This window comes from Phormidesmis sp. 146-20, from assembly GCF_052939475.1.
In genome coordinates this window covers 26,848-42,329 of sequence record NZ_JBJPHT010000011.1, presented here as the reverse complement: position 1 = coordinate 42,329, position 15,482 = coordinate 26,848, and the positions used below count along the sequence as shown (strand labels likewise).

Sequence of the window (15,482 nt, the reverse complement as noted above, 5' to 3'; positions counted from 1 at the left end):
ACTCGCTAAACTAAAACAACTGCACAAATAATCTTCATGAATTGGTTAAAACGCTGGGGTTGGCTGGGGTTGGTGATCGCCCTCATTCTGTCTTCGTGGTGGGGCATTGTTGAGGCGCGATCGGGGTTAGTCGTTCGTTCTTTAGAGCGGGATGGCGTTCCTCTGATCTATATGGCACCCAAACAAGCGACACAAGCGCCTGGAGTCTTGATTGCTCATGGGTTTGCGGGGTCAAAACAACTGATGTTGAGCTATGGGCATGTACTTGCTCATGCAGGCTATGCCACAATGCTGTGGGATTTTGATGGACATGGAGCCAACCCCGCCCCCCTCACCAGATTTGACCTCTCCCAAAACCTGAAAACTGCCCTCAATGTGCTGATTGAACAGCCTGAAGTGAATCGCGATCGCCTGGCGCTACTCGGTCACTCAATGGGCAGTGCAGTTGTCATTCAAGCAGGCGTTGAGGATGTGGATCGATTTGCGGCGACGATCGCCATTTCTCCTGCCGCTCAGAATGTCAGCCCCAACGCGCCCAAAAATCTGCAACTGCAAATTGGAGCCTGGGAAGGTCGATTAGCTCCCTACACCCAAAAATTGCTGACAGCAGCCGGAGGCGAAAACGCTCAATTTACCGCAGGCAAAGCACGAGAACTGATCACGGTTCCCAATGTCGAACACATCACCATTTTGTTTAACGCCGTCAGCCATCAGGCGGCCTTACGCTGGTTAGATGCGACCTTTGGGCAACAGATTGAGAGTAGCTATGTCGATCGCCGCATGATCTGGTACGCGCTCCATCTAACCGGATGGCTGATTGTTTTGGGACTGCTTGCCTCTAAATTTGCGTCAGAAACGGTGGATCTCAAGCTGTCTCCGTGGCAAACCTGGGGCGGTTTAGCGACATCATCTGGCGTGGCATCGTTAGGATTGAAGCTTTTAGATCCCGTCGTCTCTTTAGAAAGTTTGGGCGGCGTTCAAGTGGGGGGTGCCGTTGGCGTTTGGTTTTTGATTGCCGGATTGGTGTGGTTAGCGATTCTATTTCGGTGGCCACGTTTGAGCGGACGGTCACTAGGTCTGGGTTTTGCGCTGTTTGGGCTGCTTTGGGTGGCGTTTGGGGCGATGGCTCAAGTGGTTTGGCTGCAATGGTGGCTAATTCCGACTCGGTTGGCGGTTTGGTTGCCGATCGCGCTGGCCTGTTTTCCCTGGTTTTTGGCATCGGGAATGGCTCAATCTCAGAGAAGCGCGATCGGACGAGTCGGCTGGTGGTTGACCGAAAGTTTGGCTCTGGTGGCAGGATTCACGCTAGCGATCGTCTTTCTACCAAAGCTAGGATTCATATTTCTTCTACTGCCATTGTTTCCCGTATTCTTCGGATTATTCTCCTTCGTAATCGGACGACTAAATGACGTGTGGATCTATGCGATTGGCACAGCGTTGTTTTTTGCGTGGCTGTTAGCGCTGGCTTTCCCCTCTCTGCCTGATGATAGAACGCGCTCCACACAGAAACTTCTACCATATAGCAGTCCTATTTGATTCATGAGAATTTGGGTGCGGGGTTCTGGGGTGTGGGGTGTGGGGTGTGGGGTGTGGGGTCAATCAAGAACTACCCCCTACCCCCTTGAAGATTCTTACTCTGTGTAGAAGATCATGGCTACATCTCGTTCAAATTATCCTGCCTGGATTGGCGTTGCCCTTTCGTTTTATGCGTTTATCGCGATCGGCATTGCAGAAGGTGGCTTAGGCGTTTTGTTGCCCTCGATTCTCACGACTTATCAGCTAACGCCCGCAACCGTAACGCTGCTTTTTATCAGTCAGATGTCAGGTTATATCACCGCCGCCTTGACCAGCAGTTTACTGAGTAGTCGATTGGGATTGGCGAAAATGATTTGGATGGCCGCGATCGCCCTCACCAGTGCCCTCAGCCTTTACGCTTTTACGACTCATTGGCCCATCATGGTCACAGTCGGACTGCTTCTCGGACTGGGAATCGGACTGATCGACGCAGGGATCAACACCTATATCGCCAGCAATCAGCGCAACGCTAACTTAATGGGAATGCTCCACGCTTTTTATGGAATCGGGGCGTTGTTGGGGCCCACGATCGCGACGACTCTTTTAGCATTGGGATTGCAGTGGCGACAGATTTATTTAGTGATTGCATCTCTAGTTAGTTTGTTAATCATTGGCATGAGTTGGGCAGTGTTGCACCAGTATCAACCGATGATGACTTCTTCGGTTGCTGCCAGCAATTCTAAAACTAATCTACGTCGTGCGCTAAGAATGCCGATCGTGCTACTCTCTGCTCTGATGCTGCTGATTTACACGGGGGTAGAGGCTTCGATCGGCAGTTGGGCTTACACCGTTCAACACGTCAGCCGAGACATTCCCACCTGGGTCGCAGGCTATAGCGTCAGTGGCTATTGGTTTGGTCTGACAATGGGACGATTAGCAATGGGACAGATGGTGAGATATTGGGGGGCAATTCGCACGATCGACGTTTCGCTCACCTTACTGATCATTGGTTTAGTGACCTGGTGGCAATTTCCCGATCAGGGGTGGAGTTTGCCTTTAAGTGGATTTGCGCTGGCTGCTATTTTCCCGACGATTATTTGGCTGATGCCGCAGCGAGTTCCCGCGTCGATCGTTCCCGCAGCGATCGGGTTTTTGGCAAGTATTGCGTCGCTTGGGGCAGCGGCCATTCCTAGTGCGGTGGGTTGGGTCGCCGATCGTGCAGGCTTAGAAGCCATTCCCGTCTCGCTGTTGCCTCTGGCTGTGTTGATGGTGGTAATACATCGTGGGTCAGCACGAGGTGGTGAGAAAGACAGACGTGAAGCCTAAATTCTCTCAGCTTGGCGATTCAAATCGCGGCTATCAAAACAAAGTATGCCTCTGCACACTAAGAAGCGATCGTACCAACTAGTCCACGGAGGTGGACTTCGCTCTAATAGCCGCGATTTGAATCGCCAGTTTACGAATTTTCTCAGTGTTACCATGAGGGGCGATCGACTCCTACAATCATGCGAACTTTTCTCTCTGGCACTACGCCTCCCCCCGATTCTCAACCTGCTTACTGGTTTGCGTTTGTAGGCAACAAATTGCTGGTACATCTCACAGAAACGGCAAGTGAAATTCCCAAGCTGACAGATCTGACCGAAATCGGACTCAAACCCATTCGCACCCAGTTTTTAGGAACGCTAGACGGCGCTCCCTGCTACTCTGCGGAACTCGACAAAGCGACCATTGCTCCCCCCGATCTAACCTTTCAAGGACTGCGCGAACTCTACGAAATGGTGGACGAAGATTTGTTCTCGCTGGCAGGTCGAGCCGTGCAGATTATGGAATGGGATCGGACTCATCAATATTGTGGGCACTGTGCGACTCCGATGATTCAGATTGAGTGCGATCGGGCAAAACGTTGTCCTGCTTGTGGATTGGTCAATTATCCGCGCCTATCTCCTGCGATTATTGTGTTGATTTCTCGTGGTCAAGAAGTGTTGCTGGCTCGTGCGCCTCGATTTCGCAAGTCCATGTACAGCGTGTTGGCAGGCTTTGTCGAACCGGGTGAATCACTCGAAGAAACTGTCGTGCGTGAAGTTCGCGAAGAAGTCGGAATCGAAATCAAAGACATTCGCTACTTTGGTTCGCAGCCGTGGGCTTTTCCCAACTCCTTGATGATCGGATTCACAGCAACGTACGCCAGTGGTGAGATTATCATCGACCCCAAAGAAATCGCCGAAGCCGCCTGGTTTCACAAACACAACTTGCCAGAAATTCCTTCTAAAATCAGCATTGCGCGTAAGCTCATTGACTATTGGCGGAGTGAGGAGTGATACCAAATCAATTTGTTAATGCTACAGATCCTTCGCCCCCTAAATCCCCCAAAATTGGGGGACTTTGAACCTTGGGTTTCGCTCCGCTTTGGGGCAATTCATCCCCTGATTCAGCAACGCCCAAAATCCCTCATCCCTCATCCCTCATCCCTCATCCCTCATCCCTCATCCCTCATCCCTTCCCATCAGCTTCATCACCTCCTCCCGATCGGGCAATGCTCCCTGCGCCCCTGATTTTGTCGTCGATAGCGCTCCGGTGGCGGCTCCCCAAGTTACGGCTTCTCGGATGGAATGACCTTCGGCGAGGGCGGCGGCAAGTCCTCCATTAAAGGCATCTCCCGCAGCGACCGTATCGATCGCCTCCACCTCAAAAGCCGGAAAAAAGAAAGCCTCCTCTGACGTTGCACAAAATCCACCTTTGGCACCCAGTTTGAGAATCACCGTTTTGACTCCTCGTTTTTGCAGAACGCTTGCTGCTTCAGAGGTGAGAGAAGGGCTGTCGATCGGAAACCCTACCAATTGTTCCGCTTCCACAGCGTTGGGCGTGATGATGTCAATCAAAGGATACAAATCAAGGGGAATTTCGGATGCAGGAGCCGGATCGAGAATTACCGTAACGCCTGCTTTCTTTGCGGCTTGGGCTGCCAGTTTTACCGCTGCGATCGGGATCTCTAGCTGTAATAACAATGCCGTTGCGTGAGATAAATGAGGGATTAATCGAGTAACATCCTCTTCATTGACGTTCCCATTCGCGCCAGCAATCACGATAATTTGGTTTTCACTGCGATCGTCTACTGCGATTAGCGCCATGCCAGAACTCACCGAAGTATCCGTTGAAACATCTTCTGTCTGAATTTTTGCTGCCTTCAACCCATTCAATAAGTTTTCTCCGAACTGATCGCCGCCCACTCGTCCGACCATGATTGCAGGAATTCCCAAGCGAACGATCGCGACTGCCTGATTCGCCCCCTTTCCACCCGGAACGGTCGAAAACCCCTGTCCCAAAAGCGTCTCTCCTGGAATTGGCAATCGAGGCACTCTGGCAACCAGATCCATATTGATGCTGCCAAATACAATTACCGGATCAGCCATCTCGAATTTTGAACCACAATAAAATTAGGTGTTGCTGAACAATGGTCTGAATTCGCCTCACAATCCCCCTTCTGGAGGCCTCTCGGACTTTCAAAGTCCCTCACTCGTGGGGGATTTAGGGGGCCGCCAGAAATCTCGCTTCCCAACGATTCACTGTTATTCAGCCATACCCAAAATCAGTATGTCACACCCTCAAAATTATGCTGTTAGGAATTGATTTGGGGACAGGCTCAGTCAAAGCGCTATTGATGACGATCGACGGCACCTTGATCGCCCAGTCTTCTCATCCCTATCTGGTCAATGCGCCTCACCCTGGATGGGCCGAAACGAATCCCGAAGATTGGTGGTCAGCCGTTGCGATCGCCGTCAGAAAGGCCGTTCAAAATCGGGGCAATCAGATTCAAGCGATCGGGCTATCGGGACAGATGCACGGAGTCGTTTTGAGTGATGCCAACAGTCAGCCGTTGTACCCTGCGATTCTTTGGGCAGACACGCGCGCGAGTGAGCAGTTGTATCGATATCATGCGATCCTCGACCTGCAAAATCGCCTCGCCAATCCCATCACCACAGGCATGGCTGGCACCAGTTTGCTCTGGCTACAAAAACACGAATTTGCGCTGTACACCATCGCTCGCTGGGCCTTCCAACCCAAAGACTGGCTGAGATTTCGCCTCACGGGAACCGCCACCGCCGAACCTTCAGACGCTTCTGGAACGCTGCTGTTTGATGTGTTGAGCGATCGCTGGTCTACTTCAGTTTTGGATCGACTCAACCTCCGCTCAGACTGGTTGCCCCCCTTGATCGCGTCTCACAACATCGCAGGCTATCTCACACCCGCAGCCGCTGAATCTTTGAATTTGCCGATCGGTCTTCCCGTCATCTCAGGGGCCGCAGATACCGCCGCCGCCTTATTGGGAAGTGGCTTACTCGACCCTGGAATCGTTCAACTCACGATCGGCACCGCCGCCCAAATTGCCACCCTGCGATCTGAGCCGATTCCCCACCCCCACTACCACACGCATCTCTATCGATCGGCATTGCCTGATCAGTGGTATGCCCTGGCTGCTTTGCAAAACGCCGGACTCGCCCTGGAATGGGTACGAAATCTGTTGAACATGAGTTGGTCAGAAGTTTACGCAGAGGCTTTTACGGTGTCTCCAGGCTGCGAAGGACTGACGTTTTTACCCTACCTGACCGGAGAGCGCACGCCTCATCTTGATCCCCATGCGCGAGGAAGCTGGGTTGGACTGGGCTTGCACCACACGCGATCGCACCTGATGCGGGCTGCTTTAGAAGGGGTCGCTTTTTCGCTGCGTCAGGGACTCCGTGCACTACGAGAAACAGGGATCACACCCACTTCACTACGACTGGCTGGAGGCGGCACGATCGAGCCTGCCTGGAAACAGCTTTTAGCTGACATTCTGCAATTGCCCCTTCACCCTGTTACCGTTACGGCAGCTTCTGCACGAGGAGCGGCCATTCTCGCAGGGCTGGGAACTGGAACTTACACCTTTGCCACGGTTCCAAAAATGGTGGTTGCTCTTGAAGAAATTCTTCCCCAACCGCCAAACTCTGAGTTAGAAGCTGCCTGGCATCGATATGAGTCGCTGTATCCCTCGTTACGAGACTGGAGATTAGAAAACCAGTAGCCTGTCGAGGATTTGTCGTCTGCCTGAATGTAGATCTCGTGGTTGACGATCGTGAGAAAAAATGTATCTTTCAGCAATTGCAAAGTTTAGATGAAGTGTGTCCGCACAGTATCAACATTTGTTGATAAAAATATAGTCCGTAGTAATTCCTAATTCTCTCAAAGCCACCTAAAAACCGTTAGTTTCCGCCGTTCCGGGGAAAACTTCAGACGTAGAAACAGAGGTTGACATTATCACTGACTTCGGAAAAAATGCGGTTGGAATTCTCTTCTTGCAGTGTGTTTCCCGATCGTCTAACAGCATCGCTTCTCAATCAGAACTGATGAAGTGAGTCGCCCTCTGACTGCTGTTGTCACTACCCGGAAATTGACATGAATTTAACCCAATATTGGTCGGGCGCAGGGGTCGTTGCGTCCCTAATTTCGATTGCTTTAATTTCCCCCACTACGGCGCAGGTAACTGCCCGAAAGTCTGGAGGCGAAGTGTGCCAAAAGCAAAAAGTTTTGTTGGCGGCGGCTTGCGATGGCGATGATCTAGAACCCGAAGAAGCCAAGCTCCACCAGTTGGTCAACCAGTACCGCGCGCAACATAATTTGCCACCGATTCCGCTCTCAAAGTCCCTGACATTGGTTGCCAACCGCCACGCCCAAGACCTTGCAGAAAATCTAGACAAGCTCACCCATAGCTGGAGCAACTGCGCCTTTGATGCCCACGATGCCCAAACTTATCCTTGTATGTGGTCAGCCCCACAGCGGCTAAAAACGGCTTATCCCAGCTACGGGTTTGAGAATGCCTACATCAGTTATGGAGAAAATGTCACCGCTGAGAAAGCCTTTAAGGGATGGCAAGATCACACCGCGCACAATGATGTGATGCTCAATCAAGAACGCTGGAAAGCAATGAAGTGGAACGCTGTAGGAGTTGCTGTCTACAAACACTACGCTGTAATGTGGTTTGGTCAAGATACCGATCCCGCAGGACTGCCAACCAAGATTGAGACAGTTTCTATAAAAAGATCTGGACAATAGACTGAACTCTAGACTTCTTCAAAAAGTTGATATGAGATCCCTGGCTTCTTCAAAAAGTTGGGGATCTTTTAGCAGAAATTCTGACATCTCATTAGAACCCTAAATTTAACCAGGTAGGGTGTGTTGAGTTAGTGAAACGCACCATCAATGCTTGAAATTTACATAGAACGATTTTGTTTAACAGACGATCGTACTTCTAACAATGATCACAAATACTCTTTTGAATCTGAGACCTGAAAAGCAGCAGACAAAGAAAGAGTGAAATTACTTATTCCGATAAAGAAACTGTTAAGAAAAGATAAACATCTCTTGCCAGAGCCTTGAAATCTACCTTGAGTGAGAGATCTACAGCTTAGATAAAAACTATACCTAGTTAGAGACACAATACGGTTCGTTCTTATCCCCTTTCAATATCTTTTTTAACGATGCCACCCCACAGCTATCGAATTCTTATTGTTGACGACGTTGCAGATAATCTATTTCTGCTGCAAACCGTCTTAGAGACAGAAGGCTACCTCGTCGAGTCTGCTACCGATGGCACCAGCGCTTTAAATCAGTTTCAAGCCTCTCCACCAGATTTGGTGCTGCTTGACATTATGATGCCAGGGCTAAACGGCTATCAGGTCGCACAGCGCATCCGCCAGTCTTCCTGGGTGCCGATCGTCTTTATGACTGCCCACGATGAGTTGTCTACCCTTCCCTACTCTGAGATTGGGGTCAACGATCTGATTCGCAAGCCGATCGACTTTGATGAGTTGTTTAAAAAAATTCAGGGGTTTGCCAGAAGCGCCACTGAGCCACCCAAGCCCCAGAGAGCTTCTGAGCAACATTTTTTTGACTACTACAGGTCACGCACTCACGCCCAGGCTTGAATTTCGTCAAACTGATCAACTACGACGTTCGCATCAGTGAGGCTATTTCGGCGGGTTCCTCCCCAGGTGACCCCGATCGCAGCGATCGCGCCTCCTCGACGGGCAAGCTGCATATCGGCTTGAGAATCTCCGATGACGATCGTATTCGCTGGGGAGACGCTCAAAGCTTCGCAAGCCATTTTTAACAGTTGAGGGTTGGGCTTACTGAGTCCGCCTGATGTTCCCATTTGTAATTGCAGATAGGGCGAAATTCCAGAATAGTCGGCAAAATCCCGCACATTTTCGTCACTGTCAGCCGAGAGAATCCCCAGCCTGAGATCCAGAGCAGCCAAAGACTTGAGCAAGAATAACGCTCCTTCAAACAGGGGAGTTAAAGACGCTTTGCGGGGCAAGGAGCGATCGGCTTCCTCAAAGACAGACTGCGCGATCGTTTTAGAATCGATCCAGTCCAGTCCTGTTTGGGCGATACAGACTGCCGCCGCGATTTCATTTTCGAGTCGAGTGCCGACGGCCATCAGTCCAGCGGGATCAAGTTGACCTTGACGCACACCAAACGCCTCCAACAAAGCAGACTGCACATCGGGAACCTGGAGGTTGATCAGATGCGATCGCCGCTCTGCCAAAACTTTGAGAAACTGCTGAGAATCGGCCAGCGTCCCATCTTTGTCAAACAAAATCGCCTGAACATCCGAGAACACATTCGACCCACAGTGAACGATCGCCAAAACTCACCCCCAAAATTAGTCAAAAAACGGTCAAAAAAAAGAGGGATTGCTCCCCCGTCTCTAAAGTCTCAAATCAAACGCCTGCCTTATTCTTCTTCAGTCGCTGGAGGCAGATCTTCAATTTCTTCAACTGCATCAGGCACTTCAACGTCGATAGGGGGTTCAACGGCTACCTCGATCGCCGCTACTGGAGCCGCACCACCTTGTTGATTGATTTGCATCTGTTCACGATATTTAGCAGCCATTTCCTCAGCCTTCTCGTAAACTACGGTGGGGTTTTTCACCATATCACCGGGTTCTGGCTCAAGCTGCTTAGTCGAAAGCGAAATCCGACCGCGCTCTGCATCGAGATCGATAATCATCACCTTCACTTCGTCGTTGACGTTGAAGACGCTGTGGGGCGTGTCGATGTGATCGTGAGAAATTTCAGAAATGTGTAGCAAACCGCTCACGCCGCCGATGTCAATGAATGCACCGTAGGGTTTGATGCCGCGCACTGTACCGATCACCACTTCGCCCACTTCCAGACGATTCATCTTGCGCTCAACCAAAGCACGACGATGGCTGAGAACCAGACGGTTGCGCTCTTCGTCCACTTCTAAAAACTTTAGAGGCAACTCTTCGCTGACGAGTTCTTCTTTGGGCTTGCGGGTGCTGATGTGAGAACCAGGGATAAAGCCCCGTAGCCCTTCGATTCGCACTAGGGCACCGCCTCGGTTTGTGGCAAAGACAATCGATCGCACCGTTGCATCTTCGGCTTGAAGTTGGCGCACTCGCTCCCATGCTCGCATGTATTCGATCCGACGAATCGAGAGGGTGAGTTGACCATCTTCGTTTTCGTCTGCGAGGATGAAAAATTCGCGGGTCTCGTTGGATTGCAGCACTTCTTCGGGGCTATCAATCCGGTTAATCGACATTTCCTGAATGGGAATATAGGCAGCCGTTTTGGCCCCAATGTCAATCAGAGCGCCTCTTGGCTCTAAACTAAACACGGTACCAGCCACCACATCTCCAGGGCTGAAATGGTAGTCGTATTTGTCGAGTAGCGCCGCAAAATCTTCGTGAGTAAAGCCGACATCAATAGCTAACGTGTTCTGATTGGCCATGCTAATAGTTTCCCAGTGGTATCTCCGTAAAAAGTTCGCCTCCTGCCGATGCGTATGCACACAAAATTGTGCAGCCTACACCTCACCTCTCTCACATTTTAGTGCAAGAGATTTGTTTGGACGGATCGAGAGTTCAGAAGCACTATCATAACGCACCCCGGTTCTCTCTACACACCAGAGTTTTCACTTCTTTTTGCAAACATTACGGGGCTATGTCGCAGTCAAAATCTCATCCACCGTCAGCGTCAATTTTGGAAAAGTAGCGGAGAGAATACGATCGTTGCCTCTAAACTCACTGCCCTCATAAAATTCCTCGACCAGTGTGAAGACAGTGATTTTGCTCTCTAGAGGATCGACCACCCAATATTCTGGAATGTCGCGAAAGTTGTATTCCAGCCGTTTTGCTCGATAGTCAACGGTTTTGGTTGATTCACTGACCACTTCTACTACCAGTAAGGGGGCCGCTTCGTTTAGCTCGATCACGGCCTCACGGTTACGTAAAGTTTGCCACTGTTCTAATGGAATCACGGTTACATCAGGAATTCGAGACGTATCCCATCGGTAGCCACGGGGAATCCGAATGCCAATGACTGCCTGACGTGCGACCCAGGGCAAACTCGATCGCTCAATTTCTGCACTCAACTGCTTCTCAATAAAGTGAATGACTTCTCCATGTTGTCCGCTACCAAGACTCATCGGAATCAGTTCTCCATTGACCAGTTCATAGCGGGTGTCAGTGCCATCGTCGTATTTAAGATAATCCTCGAAACTGAGGCGCTGTTGGGTGGCGAGGGTCATCTCGATCGCTCCTGGTACTTGCGAAGGTCACTCTACGTTGGAGAACTTTACGTTGGAGAAGTGTTACTCAAAATCAAAGGCTGTACTCAGTCAGAACCTAAGCGGGTAGCGAGAATCGAACTCGCAACTAATGCTTGGGAAGCATTCATTTTGCCACTAAACTATACCCGCGATCGCTTCTCACTATTGTATAGCTACTTTGGCGTATCGTTTCGTGCTTGCCGTGATGAGTGTTGAAATTAATGACAGCGGCAATGTCATCGTAGTAACCACCGTTGATCGCCAGTTTCGCCAAAAACAAAAAATAGATCGCGATCGCTACCCACAACGTACTAGAGACCACTGCTCGATCAAATTTGTGAACAATTCTCAAATGCACTTTCGATCTAGGACTTTGATTAGTCAGCCAGAACTTATTGCCTTGGAATTTCTATCGTTTTCCAAATTTTGATTTGTCACGTTGAATTTGTCATGCGATCGTCAATTTAGGACTTACAAAATTGTTCTCACCAAAATTGTTCCATAGAGAATTTACAACTTTTTTGAAGGGTTAGCCGAGTCAGTCAGTTCAGGGAATTACTTTACAATAAGCTCTATCGAATCAGTTGGCATCCTGCGATCGGGTGAATCGGTTGGAGGATGTTTAGAATCAATTTCGCTCAAATTCTGTGTTTTTCTCCCTCCCCAAAATGCGCGGAAGTTATCAAAATAAAGGGAAGACTAAGATGAGTTACCCGATCGCTTGCCCAACCGAGTCAACAGCCCCGCCATGTTTAACGCCACAGAACTCCTGATTGATGATTTTGTTAACAAGCTCAAAGATGGCTATCGTCGCACCTACGGCGGTTGGAAGTCTGACTACGAAGACATTATCGGCTGGGTCGGCTCAATGGCAATGGAGAATATTGCTAACAGTGATGCGCTCTATCACAACGTCGAACATTCGATTTTAGTCACCCTCGTGGGTCAAGAAATTTTGCGGGGTCGCCATATTCGAGAAGGCGGAGTCTCGTGTGAAGATTGGCTCCACTTCATCATTTCGCTCGTTTGTCATGACATTGGCTACGTCAAAGGCGTTTGTCGTCAAGATCATGGGCGAACCTACTCCACCGGAAGAGATGGCAAAATGGTCTCCTTAGCGCCTGGTGCCTCTGATGCCGCTTTGACTCCTTACCACGTCGATCGCGCCAAACTTTTTGTTGATGAACGATTTGGTGGGCACAAGCTGATTGATGCCGAATTGGTCAAACGCAATATTGAGCTGACCCGCTTCCCCGTCCCCGCTGCCGAAGATCACCAAGACACTGTTAACTACCCCGGTTTAATTCGCGCGTCTGATTTAATCGGACAACTCAGTGACCCTCGCTATCTCAAAAAAATCAGCGCCCTCTACTACGAGTTTGAAGAAACAGGCGTTAATCAAGCTCTGGGATATCGTCACCCTGGCGATCTGCGCCGCAACTATCCCAAGTTTTATTGGCATGGCGTTTATCCCTATGTCAAAGATGCGTTGTACTATCTCTCACTGACTCAGCAGGGCAAACAAATTATTGCCAATCTATATTCCAATGTGTTTGTCGTCGAACACGAAAAGCCGGACGAATAATCGACGAATAATCTAGGATGAAAGCAGACGATGAGGGCGGGACAGCCAGAGCAGCGATCGTTCTGCATTTAGCCTGTCCCACAATCAGTTAACGTTGTTGACATACCTCCTCGTTCTAAAGGATCGAGGATTCCTTGACGCTTCACTGAGATGCGCTACCGAAGTAGTCTTACCATCCCTCCACGTCCGTTTAAAGTCTCCCAATGCCCTGTGGCGACTTATTGCTATTTTAGCAAAAATATCGGTAAAGCCGTCCCAGAAGGACGGGGTTTTTACCCAAATTCTCGATAAACGGATTGACCCTCGCCCCCAAGCTGCTCATGGATCGCTTTTTCTCCCCCATTCAACAGTTTTTGATCACCTGGCTGCTGATTTTGGTCACAGGATGGTTGACGCTGAATGCGCTAACTTACTTTGGCGAACTGATTAGCGTTTTGGTCACGGCTGGCTTGATTGCCTTTTTGCTCAATTATGCGGTCGATCGCCTTCGCCCCGTTTTACCTCGTGGAATTGCGGCCGCTGTTGTTTACCTCGTCGCCGCGCTCGTTTTGGGACTGGCCGGACTGACGATCGCCCCTCGCATTTTCACTCAGGCACAACAACTCGTCACCAACCTGCCGGGACTGGTCGAATCGGGTCAACAGCAGCTAAACGAGCTACAAAGTTGGAGTCAGGCGCGTCACTTAGGATTCGATCTCTCATTTTTTGAGCAACAGCTTTCTGCTCAGGTACAGGGACAGGTAAAAACGATCGCTTCCACAGGAATTGGCCTGGTTCTGGGCACCTTCAACTGGGTGTTGGATCTGATTCTAATTTTGGTGATCTCCTTCTATCTGTTGTTGGACGGCGAGAAAATTTGGAAAGGACTCACCAGCATTTTTTCTGCTCCGATTCGAGAACGCCTGACGGAATCTCTGAGAGATAGTTTGCAGCGATTTGCTTCTGGGCAGTTGCTCTTGGGTTTGTTTATGGCGGTTACCCTGTCGCTGGCGTTTTGGTGGCTGAGGGTGCCGTTCTTTTTGCTGTTTGCGGTCTTTATTGGCGTGATGGAGGTGATTCCTTTTATTGGAGCAAGTTTGGGGATTGCCACCGTTTGTATCGTCATCGCCTTTATCGACTGGTGGCTGGCTCTGCAAGCGTTGGGGGCAGCGATCGCCCTTCAGCAGGTCAAAGACAACCTGATCGCGCCTCGAATTATGGGCAACCTCACCGGGCTGAGTCCCGTCATTATCTTGACTTCTCTATTGGTGGGTGCGAGAGTTGCCGGACTGCTGGGTGTTATTTTGGCGATTCCGTTGACCAGTGTAGTGAGAACGATCGTTGAGATTATTATGAATCCCATGCTGCCGCCTCAAAGTGGCTCGATCTTCTCAGAAGCTGTGGAAAATAGTATTCTGGAACCCATCCTGTCGGTTGATTCTGACGAAGAGGACGATCGCGTTATCGTTTCTAGCCGCGAGCAGTAAATTCTCAAAACCCTTACTTCTGACACGCTATGGATTGGTGGAAAAGACTCAAAAAGAATTCTCTCGCCAAGTTTGGAGGCGTGCTGCTGCTGGTGTTTTATCTAGCCGTGATTGCAGCAGAATTTGTAGCCCCTTATGATCCCTACGTTTCGCAGACGGATGGGGCACTCTTGCCGCCGAGTCAAGTGTATTGGACTGACCAATCGGGTAAATTTATTGGCCCTCACGTCTATCCCACCACTCAGGGCGCAGTCGATTTGCAGACGGGCGATCGGGCTTTGAAGGTCGATCGCTCCAAACCCTCTGGGCTGAGGTTATTTGTGCAGGGCGACGAGTACCGATTCCTTCAAGTCAAATTACCGTTGCCGACTCGCTTTTCGTTCAGCGATCCCAAATTTGACGAAATCGAGCTATTTTCTGGCATTCCTGGCAACCTGCATTTGTTTGGGACAGATGGCGGCGCAAAGTTTAATCTACTTGGCACCGATGAGCAGGCGCGGGATCAATTTAGTCGTCTGGTGCATGGCGGCCGGATTAGCCTCAGTATTGGACTGATCGGCATCGCGCTGTCCTTTCCGTTGGGGATGTTGGTGGGGGGGATCTCTGGCTACTTTGGGGGAGCGATCGACAGCGTTTTGATGCGCCTGGTTGAAGTGTTGATGACGATTCCAGATATCTACTTATTGATTGCGCTGGCGGCAGTGCTTCCGGTGGGACTGTCTAGCGGACAACGATTTTTGCTGATTATTCTCATTACTTCTTTTATTCGATGGGCGGGTTTGGCGCGAGTGATTCGTGGTCAGGTCTTGTCGATTAAGGAGCGAGAGTTTGTGCAGGCGGCCCGGGCCATGGGAGGAAAGCCGCTCTACATCATCATTCGCCACGTTTTACCGCAGACGGCGACCTATGTAATCATCTCGGCTACGCTGTCGGTTCCGAGTTTTATTGTGGCGGAGTCGGTTTTGAGTTTGATTGGGTTGGGCATTCAGCAGCCCGATCCGTCCTGGGGAAATATGCTATCACTGGCGACTAACGCTTCGATTATTGTGCTGCAACCCTGGCTGATTTGGCCGCCTGCTTTGTTGATTATTCTCACGGTCTTGGCCTTTAACCTGTTGGGAGACGGCTTGAGAGATGCGCTTGATCCACGGAGTTTGCGGCGGTAAGAAGCGGGAGTATCCCATGCGTCGCTGAGATCTTCGCCCCCTAAATCCCCCCAAATTGGGGGACTTTGAGTAAATTAAATGTCCCAGTTCAAAGTCCCCCAGATTGGGGATTTAGGGGGCTGAAAGGACTGAAACGTAGAT

14 protein-coding genes and 1 tRNA gene are annotated in these 15,482 nt (G+C 50.2%); 9 read left to right on the top strand and 6 right to left on the bottom strand.

Annotated elements, in window-relative coordinates; translation table 11 throughout:
- Positions 1-36 precede the first annotated feature (36 nt).
- From ACKFKH_RS11580 to nudC, 3 genes are all read left to right on the top strand, one after another.
- Entirely contained in the window at positions 37-1,536 is a 1,500-nt protein-coding gene (locus tag ACKFKH_RS11580; protein ID WP_446858443.1) for an alpha/beta fold hydrolase, read from the top strand.
- A gap of 114 nt (positions 1,537-1,650) precedes the next feature.
- Positions 1,651-2,841, top strand: a complete 1,191-nt coding sequence (locus ACKFKH_RS11575) for an MFS transporter (protein WP_446858442.1) — start codon at positions 1,651-1,653, stop codon at positions 2,839-2,841.
- 179 nt (positions 2,842-3,020) lie between these two features.
- Complete coding sequence (gene nudC, locus ACKFKH_RS11570; RefSeq protein ID WP_446858441.1) at positions 3,021-3,833, top strand: NAD(+) diphosphatase; 813 nt, start codon at positions 3,021-3,023, stop codon at positions 3,831-3,833.
- A 165-nt stretch (positions 3,834-3,998) separates the two neighbouring features.
- Here the strand turns inward: nudC and rbsK are convergent, their stop codons facing one another.
- Positions 3,999-4,925: a ribokinase gene (rbsK, locus tag ACKFKH_RS11565; protein ID WP_446858440.1), complete on the bottom strand. Its 927-nt coding sequence runs from the start codon at positions 4,923-4,925 to the stop codon at positions 3,999-4,001.
- A 200-nt stretch (positions 4,926-5,125) separates the two neighbouring features.
- Between rbsK and xylB the strand changes: the two genes are divergently transcribed.
- The 3 genes from xylB to ACKFKH_RS11550 all read left to right on the top strand — a co-directional run bounded on the left by xylB (position 5,126) and on the right by ACKFKH_RS11550 (position 8,474).
- A complete protein-coding gene (gene xylB / locus ACKFKH_RS11560) occupies positions 5,126-6,574 on the top strand; it encodes a xylulokinase (protein ID WP_446858439.1) in 1,449 nt (482 codons plus the stop codon).
- A 371-nt stretch (positions 6,575-6,945) separates the two neighbouring features.
- Positions 6,946-7,602, top strand: coding sequence for a CAP domain-containing protein (locus ACKFKH_RS11555; protein WP_446858438.1), 657 nt, complete (start codon positions 6,946-6,948; stop codon positions 7,600-7,602).
- A gap of 425 nt (positions 7,603-8,027) precedes the next feature.
- Positions 8,028-8,474 (top strand): response regulator, encoded by a 447-nt coding sequence (locus ACKFKH_RS11550; protein WP_446858437.1) that lies wholly within the window; start codon positions 8,028-8,030, stop codon positions 8,472-8,474.
- Here the strand turns inward: ACKFKH_RS11550 and ACKFKH_RS11545 are convergent.
- From ACKFKH_RS11545 to ACKFKH_RS11525, 5 genes are all read right to left on the bottom strand, one after another.
- A complete protein-coding gene (locus ACKFKH_RS11545; RefSeq protein ID WP_446858436.1) occupies positions 8,459-9,199 on the bottom strand; it encodes an HAD family hydrolase in 741 nt (246 codons plus the stop codon). The genes ACKFKH_RS11550 and ACKFKH_RS11545 overlap by 16 nt on opposite strands.
- Before the next feature lie 86 nt (positions 9,200-9,285).
- Positions 9,286-10,305, bottom strand: coding sequence for a 30S ribosomal protein S1 (locus ACKFKH_RS11540; protein WP_446858435.1), 1,020 nt, complete (start codon positions 10,303-10,305; stop codon positions 9,286-9,288).
- 210 nt (positions 10,306-10,515) lie between these two features.
- Positions 10,516-11,103, bottom strand: a complete 588-nt coding sequence (locus ACKFKH_RS11535) for a Uma2 family endonuclease (protein WP_446858434.1) — start codon at positions 11,101-11,103, stop codon at positions 10,516-10,518.
- 100 nt (positions 11,104-11,203) lie between these two features.
- Positions 11,204-11,274, bottom strand: a tRNA-Gly gene (locus tag ACKFKH_RS11530).
- A complete protein-coding gene (locus ACKFKH_RS11525) occupies positions 11,249-11,446 on the bottom strand; it encodes a hypothetical protein (protein ID WP_446858433.1) in 198 nt (65 codons plus the stop codon). The genes ACKFKH_RS11530 and ACKFKH_RS11525 overlap by 26 nt, the downstream gene beginning before the upstream one ends.
- A gap of 426 nt (positions 11,447-11,872) precedes the next feature.
- Here ACKFKH_RS11525 and ACKFKH_RS11520 point away from each other — a divergent pair, with 426 nt between their 5' ends.
- The 3 genes from ACKFKH_RS11520 (at position 11,873) to ACKFKH_RS11510 (ending at position 15,341) form a co-directional block, all read left to right on the top strand.
- Positions 11,873-12,709 (top strand): Npun_R2479 family HD domain-containing metalloprotein, encoded by an 837-nt coding sequence (locus tag ACKFKH_RS11520; protein ID WP_446858432.1) that lies wholly within the window; start codon positions 11,873-11,875, stop codon positions 12,707-12,709.
- A gap of 320 nt (positions 12,710-13,029) precedes the next feature.
- Positions 13,030-14,175 carry an AI-2E family transporter gene (locus tag ACKFKH_RS11515; protein ID WP_446858431.1) on the top strand — a complete coding sequence of 382 codons (1,146 nt, stop codon included), beginning with the start codon at positions 13,030-13,032 and terminating at the stop codon, positions 14,173-14,175.
- A gap of 29 nt (positions 14,176-14,204) precedes the next feature.
- Positions 14,205-15,341 (top strand): ABC transporter permease, encoded by a 1,137-nt coding sequence (locus ACKFKH_RS11510; RefSeq protein ID WP_446858430.1) that lies wholly within the window; start codon positions 14,205-14,207, stop codon positions 15,339-15,341.
- Positions 15,342-15,482: the final 141 nt, after the last annotated feature.